The 15,540-nt window shown below is 37.1% G+C and carries 18 protein-coding genes and 1 other annotated feature; of the genes, 5 read left to right on the forward strand and 13 right to left on the reverse strand.

The window, feature by feature from the left end:
• Window positions 1–164 precede the first annotated feature (164 nt).
• Complete coding sequence (locus tag HHO41_RS11475) at window positions 165–1,679, reverse strand: DHA2 family efflux MFS transporter permease subunit (RefSeq protein WP_169098672.1); 1,515 nt, start codon at window positions 1,677–1,679, stop codon at window positions 165–167.
• Window positions 1,680–1,833: 154 nt separating this feature from the next.
• Here HHO41_RS11475 and HHO41_RS11480 point away from each other — a divergent pair, with 154 nt between their 5' ends.
• A complete protein-coding gene (locus HHO41_RS11480) occupies window positions 1,834–2,706 on the forward strand; it encodes a TetR/AcrR family transcriptional regulator (RefSeq protein WP_169098674.1) in 873 nt (290 codons plus the stop codon).
• Between the two features lie 31 nt (window positions 2,707–2,737).
• Here HHO41_RS11480 and HHO41_RS11485 read toward each other — a convergent pair whose 3' ends face one another.
• Window positions 2,738–3,625 carry an SDR family oxidoreductase gene (locus HHO41_RS11485; RefSeq protein WP_169098677.1) on the reverse strand — a complete coding sequence of 296 codons (888 nt, stop codon included), beginning with the start codon at window positions 3,623–3,625 and terminating at the stop codon, window positions 2,738–2,740.
• A 2-nt stretch (window positions 3,626–3,627) separates the two neighbouring features.
• A complete protein-coding gene (locus HHO41_RS11490; RefSeq protein ID WP_169098679.1) occupies window positions 3,628–4,068 on the reverse strand; it encodes a MarR family winged helix-turn-helix transcriptional regulator in 441 nt (146 codons plus the stop codon).
• A 237-nt stretch (window positions 4,069–4,305) separates the two neighbouring features.
• Between HHO41_RS11490 and HHO41_RS11495 the strand changes: the two genes are divergently transcribed.
• The 3 genes from HHO41_RS11495 to HHO41_RS11505 are packed head-to-tail and all read left to right on the forward strand — an operon-like array spanning window position 4,306 to window position 6,192.
• A complete protein-coding gene (locus HHO41_RS11495) occupies window positions 4,306–5,001 on the forward strand; it encodes a hypothetical protein (protein ID WP_169098681.1) in 696 nt (231 codons plus the stop codon).
• A 13-nt stretch (window positions 5,002–5,014) separates the two neighbouring features.
• A complete protein-coding gene (locus HHO41_RS11500; protein ID WP_169098683.1) occupies window positions 5,015–5,950 on the forward strand; it encodes a 4Fe-4S binding protein in 936 nt (311 codons plus the stop codon).
• Between the two features lie 2 nt (window positions 5,951–5,952).
• Window positions 5,953–6,192, forward strand: coding sequence for a hypothetical protein (locus HHO41_RS11505; protein ID WP_169098685.1), 240 nt, complete (start codon window positions 5,953–5,955; stop codon window positions 6,190–6,192).
• 82 nt (window positions 6,193–6,274) lie between these two features.
• Here the strand turns inward: HHO41_RS11505 and HHO41_RS11510 are convergent, their stop codons facing one another.
• The 8 genes from HHO41_RS11510 to HHO41_RS11550 form a co-directional block, all read right to left on the reverse strand.
• Window positions 6,275–6,616, reverse strand: a complete 342-nt coding sequence (locus HHO41_RS11510; RefSeq protein ID WP_169098687.1) for a hypothetical protein — start codon at window positions 6,614–6,616, stop codon at window positions 6,275–6,277.
• Between the two features lie 51 nt (window positions 6,617–6,667).
• The gene (locus HHO41_RS11515; protein ID WP_348981267.1) at window positions 6,668–7,237 is read right to left on the reverse strand and encodes a VanZ family protein; all 570 of its coding nucleotides are present in this window, start codon (window positions 7,235–7,237) and stop codon (window positions 6,668–6,670) included.
• Window positions 7,238–7,691: 454 nt separating this feature from the next.
• Complete coding sequence (locus HHO41_RS11520; RefSeq protein WP_169098691.1) at window positions 7,692–8,216, reverse strand: YceI family protein; 525 nt, start codon at window positions 8,214–8,216, stop codon at window positions 7,692–7,694.
• A gap of 305 nt (window positions 8,217–8,521) precedes the next feature.
• Window positions 8,522–10,225, reverse strand: coding sequence for a 2-isopropylmalate synthase (locus tag HHO41_RS11525; protein ID WP_169098693.1), 1,704 nt, complete (start codon window positions 10,223–10,225; stop codon window positions 8,522–8,524).
• 257 nt (window positions 10,226–10,482) lie between these two features.
• Window positions 10,483–10,725 (reverse strand) — a binding site (T-box leader).
• Window positions 10,726–11,191: 466 nt separating this feature from the next.
• Entirely contained in the window at window positions 11,192–11,965 is a 774-nt protein-coding gene (locus HHO41_RS11535) for a DUF817 domain-containing protein (protein ID WP_211171133.1), read from the reverse strand.
• A complete protein-coding gene (locus tag HHO41_RS11540; protein ID WP_169098695.1) occupies window positions 11,962–12,180 on the reverse strand; it encodes a helix-turn-helix domain-containing protein in 219 nt (72 codons plus the stop codon). Before HHO41_RS11540 ends, HHO41_RS11535 begins: the two co-directional genes overlap by 4 nt.
• Window positions 12,181–12,191: 11 nt before the next feature.
• Window positions 12,192–12,668 (reverse strand): DUF2975 domain-containing protein, encoded by a 477-nt coding sequence (locus tag HHO41_RS11545; protein WP_169098697.1) that lies wholly within the window; start codon window positions 12,666–12,668, stop codon window positions 12,192–12,194.
• Window positions 12,669–12,883: 215 nt separating this feature from the next.
• Entirely contained in the window at window positions 12,884–13,327 is a 444-nt protein-coding gene (locus tag HHO41_RS11550) for a cell wall hydrolase (RefSeq protein ID WP_169098699.1), read from the reverse strand.
• A gap of 111 nt (window positions 13,328–13,438) precedes the next feature.
• On the opposite strand from HHO41_RS11550, the gene HHO41_RS11555 reads away from it, so the two are divergent.
• Entirely contained in the window at window positions 13,439–13,945 is a 507-nt protein-coding gene (locus HHO41_RS11555; protein WP_169098701.1) for a hemerythrin domain-containing protein, read from the forward strand.
• Here HHO41_RS11555 and HHO41_RS11560 read toward each other — a convergent pair.
• Together HHO41_RS11560 and HHO41_RS11565 are read right to left on the reverse strand one after the other, a co-directional pair.
• A complete protein-coding gene (locus tag HHO41_RS11560; protein WP_169098703.1) occupies window positions 13,942–14,757 on the reverse strand; it encodes an ABC transporter ATP-binding protein in 816 nt (271 codons plus the stop codon). The genes HHO41_RS11555 and HHO41_RS11560 overlap by 4 nt on opposite strands.
• Before the next feature lie 11 nt (window positions 14,758–14,768).
• Window positions 14,769–15,536, reverse strand: coding sequence for an ABC transporter permease (locus HHO41_RS11565; RefSeq protein WP_169098705.1), 768 nt, complete (start codon window positions 15,534–15,536; stop codon window positions 14,769–14,771).
• Between the last annotated feature and the right edge of the window lie 4 nt (window positions 15,537–15,540).

Below are 15,540 nucleotides of genomic sequence, written 5' to 3' on the forward strand. Positions count from 1 at the left end.
CCTCACGGACACGCACTACCTGTCAGCTATACACTTCCGCCACAAACGGTGTGTTCGGGACTTTCACCCGTTAGTCCGATACGCTGCCAAGCGCACAAAAGTGGAGAAATCACGATGAAATCTCCACTTTTTCAATATATATGAGCTTTATTTTTAAAAATTACTTAAGATACGGATACAGGTTTAGTTGCTGCATTTTGTTGATTTTCGAGTTTGCTAACAGCTTCTTCACTTGTATCTACACGTTTTACAAATAACGCCAGCACTAATGCAACCAGATTTACTACAAAGGTAACGTAGAAGGAATATTGAATTCCCGCAAGCAAAGCCTGGTGGGTTAATGCTGCAGTTGATGCCTCTGTTAATGTTGTCGGATCAATGGTTGCCATTAAACTCTTTGCTTCGTCTTTCGTTACTGAGTTCATAATCGTTACTAAAACAGCTGTTCCAATCGATCCTGAAACCTGTTGGGCAGTATTGTTAATTGCCGTACCATGTGGGTTTAAACGTGTTGGCAATGAATTCAAACCATTTGTCATAATTGGCATCATCACCATTGACATCCCGAACATCCGCATTGAATAAATAAGGATGATAAAGGTGTAGGATGAATCAATTTGCAGGTGCGCTAGCAAATAGGTGGAAACGGCCATAATCGAAAGTCCCAAGATTGCTAACACGCGTGGTCCGATTTTATCAAAAAGCTTACCAGTTATCGGTGACATTAGTCCCATGATAACTGCACCTGGTAACATCATTAAGCCTGAATCCAAAGGAGAAATGCCGCGCACGCTTTGTACATAAGCTGGTGTTAAAATCATCCCAGAAAACATCGCAACTGAATTTACCATCGCAATAACTGAACCTAGAGCAAACATCGGATATTTATATACACGTAGATCCAATAAGGGTTTTTCCATCATTAATTGACGGATGATAAAACCAATTAAAGCAAGTCCGCCAACAATTAATGTTGTTAATACAATACCATCCGTCCAACCATCTGAGCTAGCGGAGCTACATCCATATAATATCCCACCAAAACCAGCACTCGATAACACTACAGATAAATAATCCAAGGAAGATTTTTTATTTTGCTCCATAATGTTTTGCGATTTCCAAATAGACAGCACTAAACTGATGATGGCTAATGGTAAAATCATTTCAAACAGCAGGCGCCAGTCATAGTATTCAACAATATAACCTGATAAAGTAGGACCAATCGCCGGAGCCGATATCATTACTAAACCAAAAATCCCCATCGCAGCTCCCCGCTTTTCACGTGGAAAACTGACTAACATAATATTCATTAACAATGGTCCCAAAGCTGATGATCCAGCTGCCTGAATCATTCGACCTGTAAGCAACATGCCAAAATTAGGTGCATACGCAGCTAAAGCGGTCCCTAATGTAAAGATTGTCATGGAAGTGATTAATAATTGACGATTTGAAAATCTAGTCAATAAAAACGCTGACGTTGGAATCAATACCCCACTGACAAGCATATAACCGGTAGCCAACCATTGAACCGTTGAATAATCTTTAATCTCTAAATCAACCATGATGGATGGTAACGCAACATTCAACAATGAGTTATTTAGAAATGATACAAAGGCCCCAATGAAAAGAATCGCGAGCATCATATAGGGTGGCTTATTATTTTTTAAAGTTGATTCCATTCTTTATATCCCTCTATCCGTTTCGAATTTATATACTTGATTCATTTTATACTCCTCGTGTAATTTTGGCAATAATTTTATACCGAACGTATAACGGTTGTTTTTCCGGATAAGGGAAATTATACTTAAGTTAATAGGGTCACAGGAGGAAAGAATGATTAATCGAAAGAGAAAAGTAGCAGATGTTGCATTAAAGCTGTTTGTTGAAAAAGGCATCCAGCACACCTCAGTTCAGGAAATTATCGAAAAAGCCAACATTTCAAAAGGAACCTTTTACAATTATTTCACTTCAAAAAATGATTGTGTTGCCGATATATTAGAATATTTACGTTATGATGCCAGTCAGCAGCGCATCGCCATCCAATTTGGTAAAAATGCACAGGATCGCTCTGTTTTTATCGAACAAATCACCATTTTAATTCGCTTAAATGAAGAACGGAATTTAAGTGCACTATTTGAAACCATTCTAGCTTCTAATGAAAAGGATCTGAAAAGATTAGTCTTGCGTCATCGGATTATTGAATTAGAGTGGCTTGAAAATCGTATGATTGAAGTGATTGGTGAGGAAATTCACGAATATGCTTTTGAGGGTACGATTTTATTTTACGGCATGCTGCAGCACATGCTATTCACCATGCGTGTTACCAATAGTGAGTATTCATTAAATCGATTAGTGGATGTCATTTTATCCTACGTTGAATTGATACTCCCAAATATGCTTAAAAATAATACATCGCTTATAAATGAATCTGCCGTTGATATTCTTCGTTCAAAAGTAGATAAAAAAGCGATTACGCTTCAGGAGCTTCAGGATTTTGCTGATAATCTCAAGCAGCAAATAGAATTCAATGAGGAACAAGAGGATTTATTCGAGGCGCTTATGAGCGAATTACAGCGTGAACGGATCCGCAAGGTTGTTCTTCAGCAATTTTTTAAGCCGTTTCAACAACAATTTCAAGGAACAACAATCGAATCTCAAGTACACACCTTTACCAATTTAATTTGGTACTATTTGAAGTCAATATAAGTTGAAATTGTAAGAGACTAACCGAGGCTGGTTAGTCTTTCTGTATATTCTCATAATTCTTCTTTTGGAAATCCTCTTTAAAGTCCTCCACATATTCACGAAAGGTAATCGGTTTCCTCTTCAACAGGTTCTCTGTTGTTTCAGTGATTTTTTCAGCTGTACCAAATCTTGTCATTACATAAAGCATTGTCATGACATTTGCAAAATTCTTCGGTGTCCCTCTTTTCATAATCGTCCTGCGAAATTCAAAAATCCTAGGATTACAATAAGTAATATTGCGCCCCAAAACCTCGGTCATAATGTCAGCAGCTTCAAAATATGTTATCGCTTCATTCCCAGTAAGAGTGTACGCCATATTTTCATGTTCAGTTTCGGTTATACAAATTGCTGCAACCTCGGCGATGTCCCTAGTATCAATAAAACTCGTTTTCGCAGAACCAACTGGCATAAATAATTCGTTCCTCTTAACCACATCATCTAAATGAGTTGTATTCAGGTTTTGCATAAAAAAACTAGGTCTCAAGAAAGTATATTTAAAACCCAAATCACGAATAAATCCCTCAATTTTCCGATGCGGCACGACTGGATTATTCTCAACGCCCATTAAAGAGACAAAAACAATGTGCTGAACACCCGCCTTTTTAGCCTCTTTCAAAAATGGCAGCATGTCCTCCTTCGGTGAAGCTAATTGCGGTGGTCGAACAAGAAATATCTTATCCACCTCCGCTAACGCGCTTTTATATGTATCTGACTTTTTAAAGTCAAACTCTATTAAATTTAAATTCTTTCCATTAAATATTTGCTTTCCTCTTTCAAAATTTGTCACTGCTGCCTTTACTTTGACTTCTCTTTTGAGTAAATGGTCAACTACAAAACTACCAATATTGCCAGTTGATCCGGTAACGAGTACAGTTGTCAACTCTACTCCTCCTTAATTAACGTCTTATCGATTTTTTTTAATAATTGTAAAAACATTGCCTTTTCATTCGAATCAAATGCACGTAAGGAGTGCTCGATTACAACATCACAAACCTCATCAATAACAGGAATCAGTTCCTTCGCTTCCTTTGTTAAAAATAAAACTGATGCTCGCCGATCATTCGGGTGTACTTCTCTTCTAATCATTTCTTTCTCAATTAAGCGCTTCACGATTCCTGAAATCGTTGGTTTATCAAAATCCAAGCGAGCTGCAAGTTCCACAGCTGTTTTTTTATTTAGTGAAGATTGAATTTGTTCTTCAATATCGAGCTGTTTCATTACTGCCCACTGAGATGAGGTCAAGTCGTAAAATGCTAATTTCTTTGATAGCGCATATCTTAACTCCTTTGAAACCTTCATCATTAAATAACCGATATTTTCCATTTTTAATCTCTCCTCCAAATTAGTTAGCGCACTAACTATATAGTTATTATACTAACTATTTCCCAAAAAGATAGTCATATATATCAATAATCTCATTTGTTTCACCATGTTCGAAAATTAGACAAAAAACTTCATAAAAACTTTTCTTAAACTTCATGAAAACTTTTGAAATATATCATAATTTTCTCACAACTATTAAATAGAATGAACCCGAATAAGACAAATGGGGGATATAAATTGAAAAAGTCGATTAAAAATTCATTTTCCAAGATGATTCTTTTTATTGTAACAATTGGGATTGTTCTAGGTGCGGGGGTGTATCGTACTGCTCTTTCTGCCGAAAAAGCTTCATTCCAGGCCAAGATTCCTGGGAAGGACAATTACCCTATTGTTCTAGATTTAGCAAAACAAGGTTGGCCTAAAAAGCTAATTCAGCCCGGTTTAGTATCCATTTCAAACGGTCACGGACCAATGGGAATCCAGAACACCAGCATGGAAGATTTAAGCGTTCAAATTATGTTAAAGGGTTTTCCTGGTGAAGTCGAACTAGAAATCCCCGAGATGGAATATGACCATAAGACTTACGCTTTAAAACAGCCACTCAAGCCAGAACAAGTTTTTAAGATAGATCTAGCAGTTGAAGTACCCAAAAAATACCGAGATCAATTGGTTGGCTTTTCAGGAGAAATCCAATTTATTAACCAAAAAGATCAATCAATTTTTAGCAGCATTCCGGTTCATATTGTGAATTCAGATTATGGTGATCCTTATAAAAAGCTAAACATTAAGCCACAGCCCGCCTTTGGTCAATGGGGTGGAAAAGGTAAAGGTAAGCCTAGTGAAGGTATAAAAGGAAAAGAAAACAATACTGGCAAGCCTACCGAAAACAAACAGTCAAACGAAAAGGACAAAAAGGAAGAGAATTGTCACTAGGAGGAGCTTTTAAATGAAGTGGTTTACATTGAAACAAAAACGATTAAGTAAGGTGCAAAAACGCTCACGAAATTATCTGTATCGGCGCGGTGCCTGGTACATTTTTGGACTTATCCTCTTTTACGCACCTTTTGCTTTATTTAATCGTGGCTTAAACATGCTGTTCGGTCAAGGTAAGGAAGGAGATATTCATGGAACCTGCCTCCGTATGCCACTTGGTGACTTGTTAAGTGGTAAAGGCTTGGATGTGATGTCAGTTTGGGGAGTCAGTGTCATCCTTTTGTTAGGCTCCGCCTTTTTAATAGGTCCATTTTTCTGCGGAAGATTGTGCGCTGCCGGAGCATTTACTGAATACTTGAGTCGCCTATGGCCAGACAAATGGAAAATTAATTGGTCAGGCATTGTCAATCCTGCTCCAGTACGCTATGGATTTTTAGCTGGATTTGTCATCGCCCCTCTTACTACTGGATCCATTAGTTGCGCTTATTGCGGATACGGCTTCTTTGAGCGCATGCTTACCGGTGGATTTTGGGGTGATGTTGGTGTAATGAGTTCAACCGTTATTTTAACTGGTTTTCTCTGGCTTGTTTTATTCGGACTTCTTGCTAAAGGTGGTCGAGGCTACTGTAATTATATGTGCCCAGTTGGCGCAGTTCAAAGTTTCGTTCACAGTGTCGGTGCACTCTTTGGCTTTACTTATAAATTAAAATATGACAAAGCGAAATGTGTCAGCTGTGAATCATGTGTAAAAGCTTGCCCAATGGGTGCTCTAAAAAAAGCAGAGGATAAAAAGATTCAATACAATATCCATCATTGTATAACATGCCGTCAATGTACTGCAGCATGCCCTACTAATGCGATTTGCTACGGCCGTGGCGAGCGTGGCTGGGAATCTAGAACTGCACCTCAGGCTCCAATTGAAAAACCTAGTATTAACGAAGGGGTGTAATCATGATAAAATCAATTTCAAATACTAGGAAAAAATTCACCACTTTATCGACTGGTATAGGAGCAGCTGGCTTAACAGTTGGGACATCCTTAACCGGATCAGCTAGCTCCCTATGCACTGGGTCATGTGGAGCATGCGGACTAGGTTGTGGATCGGTTGCAGCTATAGCCGCAGCAGGTTTTGTGGTGATGCTTGGAAGAAAGAAACTGAAGCAAGGCTCAGGGAATTCAACTGAAAAGTAGCTTTTTCGGCCTAAATTGAAAATATTTAAAGGATAGATGGGTTTAGACACCTTTCTATCCTTTTTTCACTACAAATTAAGAGTTATTTATTTAAAAAAATCGTACCAATCCCGATTAGAAAAAGACCTATTATCGAATATACCGATATTTTTTGATGTAAAAACAAAATTGATAATACGGTAACAAGAACGGCATAGACACCCGTTTGAATCCCACCAAGCATTACCGTATTACCAAATATTTTGCTCCCTTGAATGAAGCCCCAAGACAGTACAATATTACCTATAAAAGATAGCGGAAGAAAATACAAATTGAATTTAATGCTATCTTTTAAGGTTGGTTCAAAAAAATGTGCCGATAAAATCGGTAACAACGAAAATACAATCGCTCCTATTATAATTGCGCCAATAACAAGAAACTTCATACACATGCCTCATCTACATTTTTAGTGATACGTTTCCCTATTTTCCAAAAATTATTTTTCATCTACTTGTATGATTCGTTTTATTATCGGAGCAAAACCATAACCTACATAAACCCCTATTACATTTAAAATGAGGTCATCAATATCCAAACTACCTCGCTGCGTAATGTATTGAAGAAACTCGATAGCTGAAATCACAAAGATTGGGATGATGATTTGAAAAAAATAACGATATTTTGCAGATTTTGTCTTCAAATCTATATACAACCCATACGGTATAAATAATCCAATATTTGCTGCGATGTTATAAAAAGCAATGAGGAAATTTACCTGTCCGGATAAATAATTAAAAATCGTTGCGAAGGGTTTTAAGTTCATAGAATCATAATCTTGTTCATTCGGTCTAAAAAACAATAGGATAAAGAGAGCAATGGAATACATGATTATTAAGTAATGAATGAACCTTATCGACAAAGTAATTTTCTTTTTTTGAAAAAACAATGCTATAAAAAAATAAAATATAAATAAACAGAAAATAACAACGAAAATGGCAATAGGATGCAAATACGTTGATAAATTAAAAATGAGCTTATGAAAACATACATATGTAATTACAGTCATTATGATAGATAAGAAAACACTGGATTTCAAAATATCACCACTTAATCAATTCGGAGGGTATCCCCCTAAAAATTTCGTAAATCTTCCCATACTTATCGTAACATTAAAAGAGACGACCACAAAAGCTAACAATAGAGGAAAAAAAGATTGACCTTTTCTTTACGTAAAAGTGTAACATCAATTTGTAAACCAAATAATGGTGCGGACATACATTCCTTTATTTGAGTCAAATATTGTGTTTTCACTATTTATTGGACATACGTTCCTCTATTTTACTTAGAGTTAGTTAATTATCAAGTATTTTTAGCAAATAGAGAACTCAATGTCCGAAAAACCTTTCTGAGTAGCTTATTTTTGAAAATAAGGTACCTAATGTCCAGAATCACCACAGAAAAAAGCGACCAAAGGATGGAGCAATCCATCCTTTAGTCGCTTTTTATTGATACTTCCAAAATTAAGCTGGGTTTACTTCTAATTCAACTTTAATTTTTACATCTTTACCGACAAGTACGCCGCCTGTTTCAAGCGCTGCATTCCAAGTAAGACCAAACTCTTCACGGTTAATTTTTGCTTCTGCTTCAAATCCGTACACTTCTACTCCCCAAGGATTTGTTCCTTTACCACCATACTCAACATCAAAAGTTACTGGTTTTGTAACGTCCTTAATAGTTAAATCACCAGTTACTTTGTAATCATTACCATCTTTTGTGATACTTGTTGATTTAAAATCAATTGTTGCGAAAGCTTCTGCATCAAAGAAATCAGCTGATTTTAGGTGGTTATCACGATCGTCACTACGTGTGTTAATGCTAGCTACGTCAAATTTGAATGAAATCGCAGCAGTTGTTAAATCTGCTAAATCTGTAGCTTCTACTTCTGCAGTATATGCATCAAATTGTCCTTTAACCTTTGATACCATCATGTGTTTTACTTCAAATCCTACGCTTGAATGTGATTGATCTACTGTCCATTTTGTCATGTTAAATTCCTCCATTTGATTTTATTTTATCTCGAATTCGAGATATATTTTTTAAAAAAATGTTTACCCAGTCATATCATTAAATTTCTAGGTAAACCAGCAGAGATATCAAATCCGAATATATAGTTCTGAGGTATATTTCGAATTAAATTATCTCTAATTCGAGATAAATTTATCATGAATTCACTTCGATTGTCAATGCTTTTCAAAAAAACTTTTTAAAATTAATGTTTTCGCATAGTTGAATATTTACAAAAACACAAAAAAACCCTAACATCTCACAAGAATGTTAGGATTTTTCCGTCTTATTTTTTTGAATGATTAAAGCTAATTTCAACCGGAAGTTGTAAACTTGTTACCATGTTGTTAACGGCGCTAAATAGCGCTTTTACTGAAGATGTCATAATGTCAGTATCGATTCCACACCCCCAATACACAGTACCATTATTTGCGGTAATTCCTACATAAGACATCGCGTTTGAAGCTGAGCCTATTTCAAGCGCATGCTGTTTGTAGACGACATCTTTAAATTCAATACCAAGTTTGGTTTGAAGTGCGTTGCTGATAGCATCGAATCGCCCATTCCCCTCACCTGTGAATTCATGTACTTCATTATTTACTCTAATTTTTACAATCGTTTCGTAATGACCATTTTGCGTATATTTATGACCGATCAATTCGACTGGTGTATTAATATTTAAATATTCTTTGATAAAAATATCATAAATTTCATTTGGCATTAATTCCTTATGATTATGGTCTGAAACACTTTTCACTTTGTATCCAAAGCTTTCGCGCATTTCGACTGGAAGCTCAATTCCATACTTTTGCTGGAGGATATAACCGATTCCTCCCTTACCGGATTGGCTGTTAATTCGGATAATATCCCCTTCATATTCTCTTCCAATATCCATTGGATCAATTAATAAATATGGCACAGACCAATACTGAGGATCCTTTTCCTCACGCCATTTCATACCTTTTGCAATCGCATCTTGATGGGAACCAGAGAATGCTGTAAAGACAAGTTCACCGCCATATGGATGTCTTTCATGAACTCTCATTCTTGTTAATTTCTCATATTTAGAAATAATGTAAGGGATATTTTCAAAATTAAGCTTTGGATCAATCCCATGTGAAAACATGTTTAATGCAAGCGTTACGATATCGACATTCCCTGTTCTTTCTCCATTTCCGAACAATGTCCCTTCGACTCTTTGCGCACCGGCAAGCATCCCTAGTTCAGCATCTGCCACGCCTGTTCCTCTATCGTTGTGAGGATGAAGTGATATGATAACATTTTCACGGAAATTCAAATTATCACTCATAAATTCAATCTGACTAGCGTAAACGTGCGGCATAGACATCGATACTGTAGCTGGTAAGTTAATTATGACCTTGTTGTCAGTTGTCGGCTGCCAAATATCAAGAACCTTATTACAAACTTCTAGTGCAAACTCCACTTCGGTCCCAGTAAAGCTTTCTGGGGAATACTGAAATTGGAAATTCCCTTCGGTTTCAGCAGCAAATTTCTTCAGCATTTTTGCTCCTGTTACTGCAATTTCAGTAATTTCTTCCTTAGATTTGCCAAATACTTGCTCGCGTTGTGCGACAGATGTGGAATTGTATAAATGTACAACCGCTTTTTTCGCACCTTGCAATGCTTCAAATGTTTTTTTGATTATATGTTCTCTCGACTGTGTTAAAACTTGGATTGTCACATCATCTGGAATCAGATTTTCTTCAATTAGTGTCCGTAAAAATGCAAATTCGGTTTCAGAGGCTGCAGGAAAACCTACTTCGATTTCCTTGAAACCTACTTGTAAAAGCAACTGAAAATATTCTAATTTTTCCTCAAGACTCATTGGAATGATTAATGCTTGATTTCCATCGCGTAAATCCACGCTACACCAGGTAGGAGCTTCTGTAATATACTCCTTTTCTGTCCATTTCAAGCATTGTGTTAGCGGCATAAAGTACCCTCTAGAATATTTATCGATATTTTTCATTCTAACTCCCACCCTTTTATTGTTGATTGTTATTTTTGTATAAGGCTGTGTTAAACACGAATGTTGATTTCCGCTCCAGGCACTTCGCTTTCCGCAGGGCTAGTTGGGAGCCTCCTCGGCGCATTCGCGCCTGTGGGGTCTCCCATACCAGCTACTCCTGCAGGAGTCTTCGTGCCTGCAGCGAAGGTCAACTTGCAAAAAATCAACACTAAGCTTTAACACAGCCTTTGTAAAAATAAAAAAGCCCCGTCTCTAAATATAGAGACGAGGCGTGCTCGCGGTACCACTCTAATTGATTAATCTTCGAAAAAATTAATCCACTCATGTTCGATGGCTATCACCATCTATCTTCATAACGGTAGAAGACCGACATCCCCTACTGGTTAATTCAGGGAGTAGCTCATGGATGAGTTCAAAGGTCATAACTACCGATTCTCACCAACCATCGGCTCTCTGATAAGATTATAAATCCTTCTACTATTTCCAATCTTTGCTTAAATTTATTTAATTAAATATGATGATATCTTGATAACCACAAGTTGTCAATACTGAATTTACAGAAAATATAGATTACAGTGAAGATTACTGTAGTTTTTCTTTACATCCCAGATAGCCAAGCAATGATAATAAATGTGGTCCACAAGATTGAACCTGAAATTAATAAAAAGTTTATAAAAAACACCAAAAAATCATTTTTACCCCGATTTAATAACATACAAACGATTGATGATAGCGAACAAAAGTATGACAAAATAACACCACACCAGAATCCAGTCCATGTTAAGGAACCACCAGGCCCCCAATATGCCATTGACTGTATTAATATACTAAAAATGAAACCTACTATAGCCAAAATGACCGACAATCCTAAAATATTAAACTTCGTCATTGAAACAGCACCCCTAGTGTAATTTTACACTAATTGTAACAAACTTTTCTGAAAACGGTAAAAAAAATTTACAAAATCTATGTTAGTGTACTTTTACCCTTCACCAGCTTTAATGACGCTACGATAAGAAAACTTACAATCACTAACAATAGCCATGAACTCACTTTTCCAAGGTGAACTAGACTCCATGCTTCGGTTTGGTTCGGATATTGCCAAGCTCCAAAGAATGTCGCAATATTTTCTGCAATCCAAATAAAAAATCCGATGAGGAAAAATGAAAGGGAAAGTGGCATGCGGTAACAAGTTCCATTCACTTCATATATGACCCATGTCCTCCAGAACACAAGGATAACCAATCCTGACAACCACCACCGTACGTCAATCCAAAAATGGTGTGTGAAAAAATTCAAATAAATCGCTGCTGCTAGCGGCACAACCAACAATAAGGGTGGCCAGTTAACCAATTCAACCTTCAATCTCCTCCATGCCTGACAGAGATAGCTGGCTACACTAGCGTACATAAATCCGCTATACAATGGTACTCCATTAATTTTAATATATCCTTCATCTGGATATGACCAGGAGCCCATATGTACCTTAAACAATTCAAGCGCAAGTCCGATAAGGTGAAACAGCGTAATGACCTTTAGTTCATCCACCGTTTCAAGACCTGATTGCACCATCCACCACTGCATCAAAAGACAAATCACAAGCAACCAGTCATAGCGAGGTAGGAAGGGTAATGGCATGAACTTGGTAAGCGCCAAAGAAGCAAAAATGACAACAGGAAACACGCAAGATAGAGCCTGATCTAAGCCAAACCGCACGAGTTGTTGTAGTGCTTTAATCATTTTGATGTCTCTTCATTTCGGTATTCTAAAATATCTCCAGGTTGGCAATTTAATGCTTTACATATTGCTTCTAAAGTTGAAAACCTAATTGCTTTAGCCTTACCATTTTTCAAAATAGATAGATTAGCCATCGTGATTCCAACCCGCTCCGATAGTTCTGTGACACTCATTTTACGTTTTGCCAACATCACATCAATATTAATAATGATCGCCATTTTCCCCACCCCTACACTGTTAAATCATTTTCAGATTTGATATCAATGGCTTCTTTTAATAGCTTTTGAAGTACTGCAGCAAACACAGCGATTACCATTGAAGCAAAGATTGGAACCATACCGACTAATACGAGACCAGGAGCATCATCTAACTCAGCTAACATAAATACAAATGGGGTAATTGTTACATACAAGCCACTAATGATTAACGCACAGATTTTTATATTCTTTAATGCGGCTACCGAAAATTGTGAGAAAGCTTGATTCTTATCAATAAAGCTTAACAACTTAAATGCCTGATACAATGCCGCGAAAAACGGTATGACTGAAATATACATACCGATTACAATGGGATATAATATTTGAGCATAATCTGGATTTACTGGATTGGTTGGTAACCAAATGAACCCATATATGCCTAGCGCAAAAATTGGCGTTCCAATAAGAAAGACAGCCAACCTTAAAAATAATGTTGAACCTCTTTTCATAAAAAGCACCTCACTTATTAATTTCTCGTTAATATCTTAATTTGAAATTTACCACACCATTTATCGTTTTTCAATAAATAATTGTTGATAATGGAAATGGAAATCTTTTTGCTGTTTAATTATTTTTTCAATTTTTCAATTATCGGAAATAAAAAAAGCATTCCTCAACAATAGAGAAATGCTTCAGAAAATATAAACTTACTCAATCCGAAAGTTTAAGCGCCTGTATATACGCTATCGCAACTTCCGGACTTTGGTTCATAATAACAATGATTTTTAAATTGACCAGCTAAAGTTTGACCATACCATGTTGGTGGGCATGGTGCATAAGGATTGAAATACCATAGCGCAAACTTACCTGGATGTTGCCGCCAATAATCTAAATTCTGTTTTGCTAATCTTTTTTCAACCGATCTGGCTCTTTGATAAAACACGTTACCTTTTTGAACCGCTTCAAATGAATAATTTCCACCTTGTACTTGATAAATTACTTGCGGGACTGTTCTTAAATTTTTAAAATCTAAACAATTTGCTTTTACCCGATTCACTATAACATTCCCAACATATAACATTCCTTGTTTTCCTTCACCCTCAGCTTCTGCTCTGATCATTCTTGCCATTAAATCGATGTCTGAACTTCGATAGTTTATTCTTGGCATTTTCTCACCCCAAAAATAACGTATGAACAAAAAGTGGTAATCATGTCAATGATAACAATAAGAATGTTTTTTTACATACTCATATATACAGATGAGGAGGAGTGTTTTGCGATGGAATTTTCAAAGGATGGATTTAGTGCTCCACTGCAACAATTAATGAATGAGCATGTGTCACTCCGTAAGGATATGGAAATTTTTTATGAAATCATTGAAGAAATCGATTTTGAAACTGGTCCTAGTATAGTAAATCTGTTTACGTTATTACACCAGCAGATTACTGCTTTCAATTATAAGCTTAAGCAACATTCCAAACGCGAGGAGCAAGGTCTGTTCCCGATATTGGCCAGACACCTTGGTGATCATAATAGAACCATCCAAGAGATGGAAGCTGAGCATGAGAAAGCAGAGCAACATCTGTTGGATTTTCTAACTGAGGCTGACAAGGTGGGCTCTGCCATTGATGAAAATGTAGCTCAATGGATTTCAGTTTTCGCCTTTCAAGCACATGCAACACTCATACAGCACTTTGCAAAGGAAGAAAAATTCCTGTTCCCGCTTGCTGAAACTATGTTATCAAATGATGAAAAGAATCAGCTAGTGCGGTTATTTCAATCCTAAATCGTATAATCCTCTGCAATCCGTTGCGATTCACTTTCAAAAAACAAATGAAAGATTTGTTCGCGAATTTTGATGAAATCCCGGCTATTTCGGTCACGCGGTCGCGGCAAGTAAACTGGTATCGTTTTTTGAATCCGACCGGGTTTATTTGTCATCACGATTACCCGGTCGCCTAATAAAACCGCTTCATCAATATCATGCGTAACCAAAATCATCGTAATATTAGCCTGCTCTCTTATTCTCAAAATTTCATGCTGCATTTGAATCCGTGTTAGCGCGTCAAGGGCACCAAACGGTTCGTCTAGGAGAATAATATCTGGTTTTTTTACTAATGTTCTAGCAATAGCCACCCGTTGCGACATGCCGCCAGAAAGCTCGCCAGGCTTTGCTTTTTCAAAACCAGTTAAACCGACCAAATCGATATGCTCAGCAATTAAGCGATTTCGTTCCTTGGCGGGAAGGTGCTCCAAACCAAAGCCAATATTTTGCTCAACTGTCATCCAGGGAAATGAGCGATGGTCCTGAAAAACCATGCCCCTGTCGTTGCCAATTCCCTTAACAAGTTGATCATTAATCGTAATTTTACCTTCATAAGCTGTATCCAAACCAGCAATCATCCGCAGCAATGTACTTTTTCCACAACCACTAGCACCGACGATTGTTAAAAATTCTCCTTCTCTTACATCTAAATTAATATTTTGCAAAACATCAAGTTTTCCGCTGCGTTGCTGAAAGGATTTCGATAGATTAGAAATCTTTATTTTTTGCCTATTAGACCCAAATAGGATTCTTGCATTAGCATTACTAAGCATGGTATGACCTCCTATGATTTTATTCCCGGTTGCCATGAAAGCACTCTTGTTTGGATGAGCTTAATGAGCGCATCCATCGTTACCCCAATTAACCCAATCATAACCATTCCAATCACCATCACATCTGGCTGTGACAGCTCACGCCCCTGGGTGATTCTGTAGCCGAGACCTGAATCAGAGGCAATTAATTCAGCTGCCACTACTGCCATCCAAGCAGCACCAAGCCCCAGTCTTAAGCCGACAAAAATGGCAGGCAAGGCGGCCGGTAAAATAACTCGAAATAAATACCTACTTTTGCTGACTCCCATGAGCTTCGAAACCTCTAAATAACCTTTCGGAACCCCTTCAATTCCTTGAATTGTATTGAGTAAAATCGGGAAAAAGGCGCTTTTAAAAATAATAATGATTTTTGATGTTTCACCAATTCCAAACCATAGGATAATAATCGGAATCCATGCCAAAGGAGGAATGACTCGAATCGCATTAAAAACTCCAGCAAATAAATGATCGACCCGAGCATACAAGCCCATGATGATTCCAAATGATACGCCGACAATAATAGCTGCAACAAAGCCTTGCAGCATTCTGCTCAAGCTAATCCACGTATCCCCATAAAGTGTTCCATCATTCATGAACTGAACAATCGTGTCAAATACAACGAGAGGTGACGGGATTAGATAGGCAGCTATCAATTGTTTTTCCGTGATATAAAACCAGGAAGTGATGAATAAAACCGGAAGAATAATCGGAATAAAATTGCGGATACGTATTTTTTTCATTGAT

Source organism: Bacillus sp. DNRA2 (assembly GCF_012843265.1).
In the GTDB taxonomy this organism is placed as follows: Bacteria; Bacillota; Bacilli; order Bacillales; family Cytobacillaceae; genus Bacillus_BU.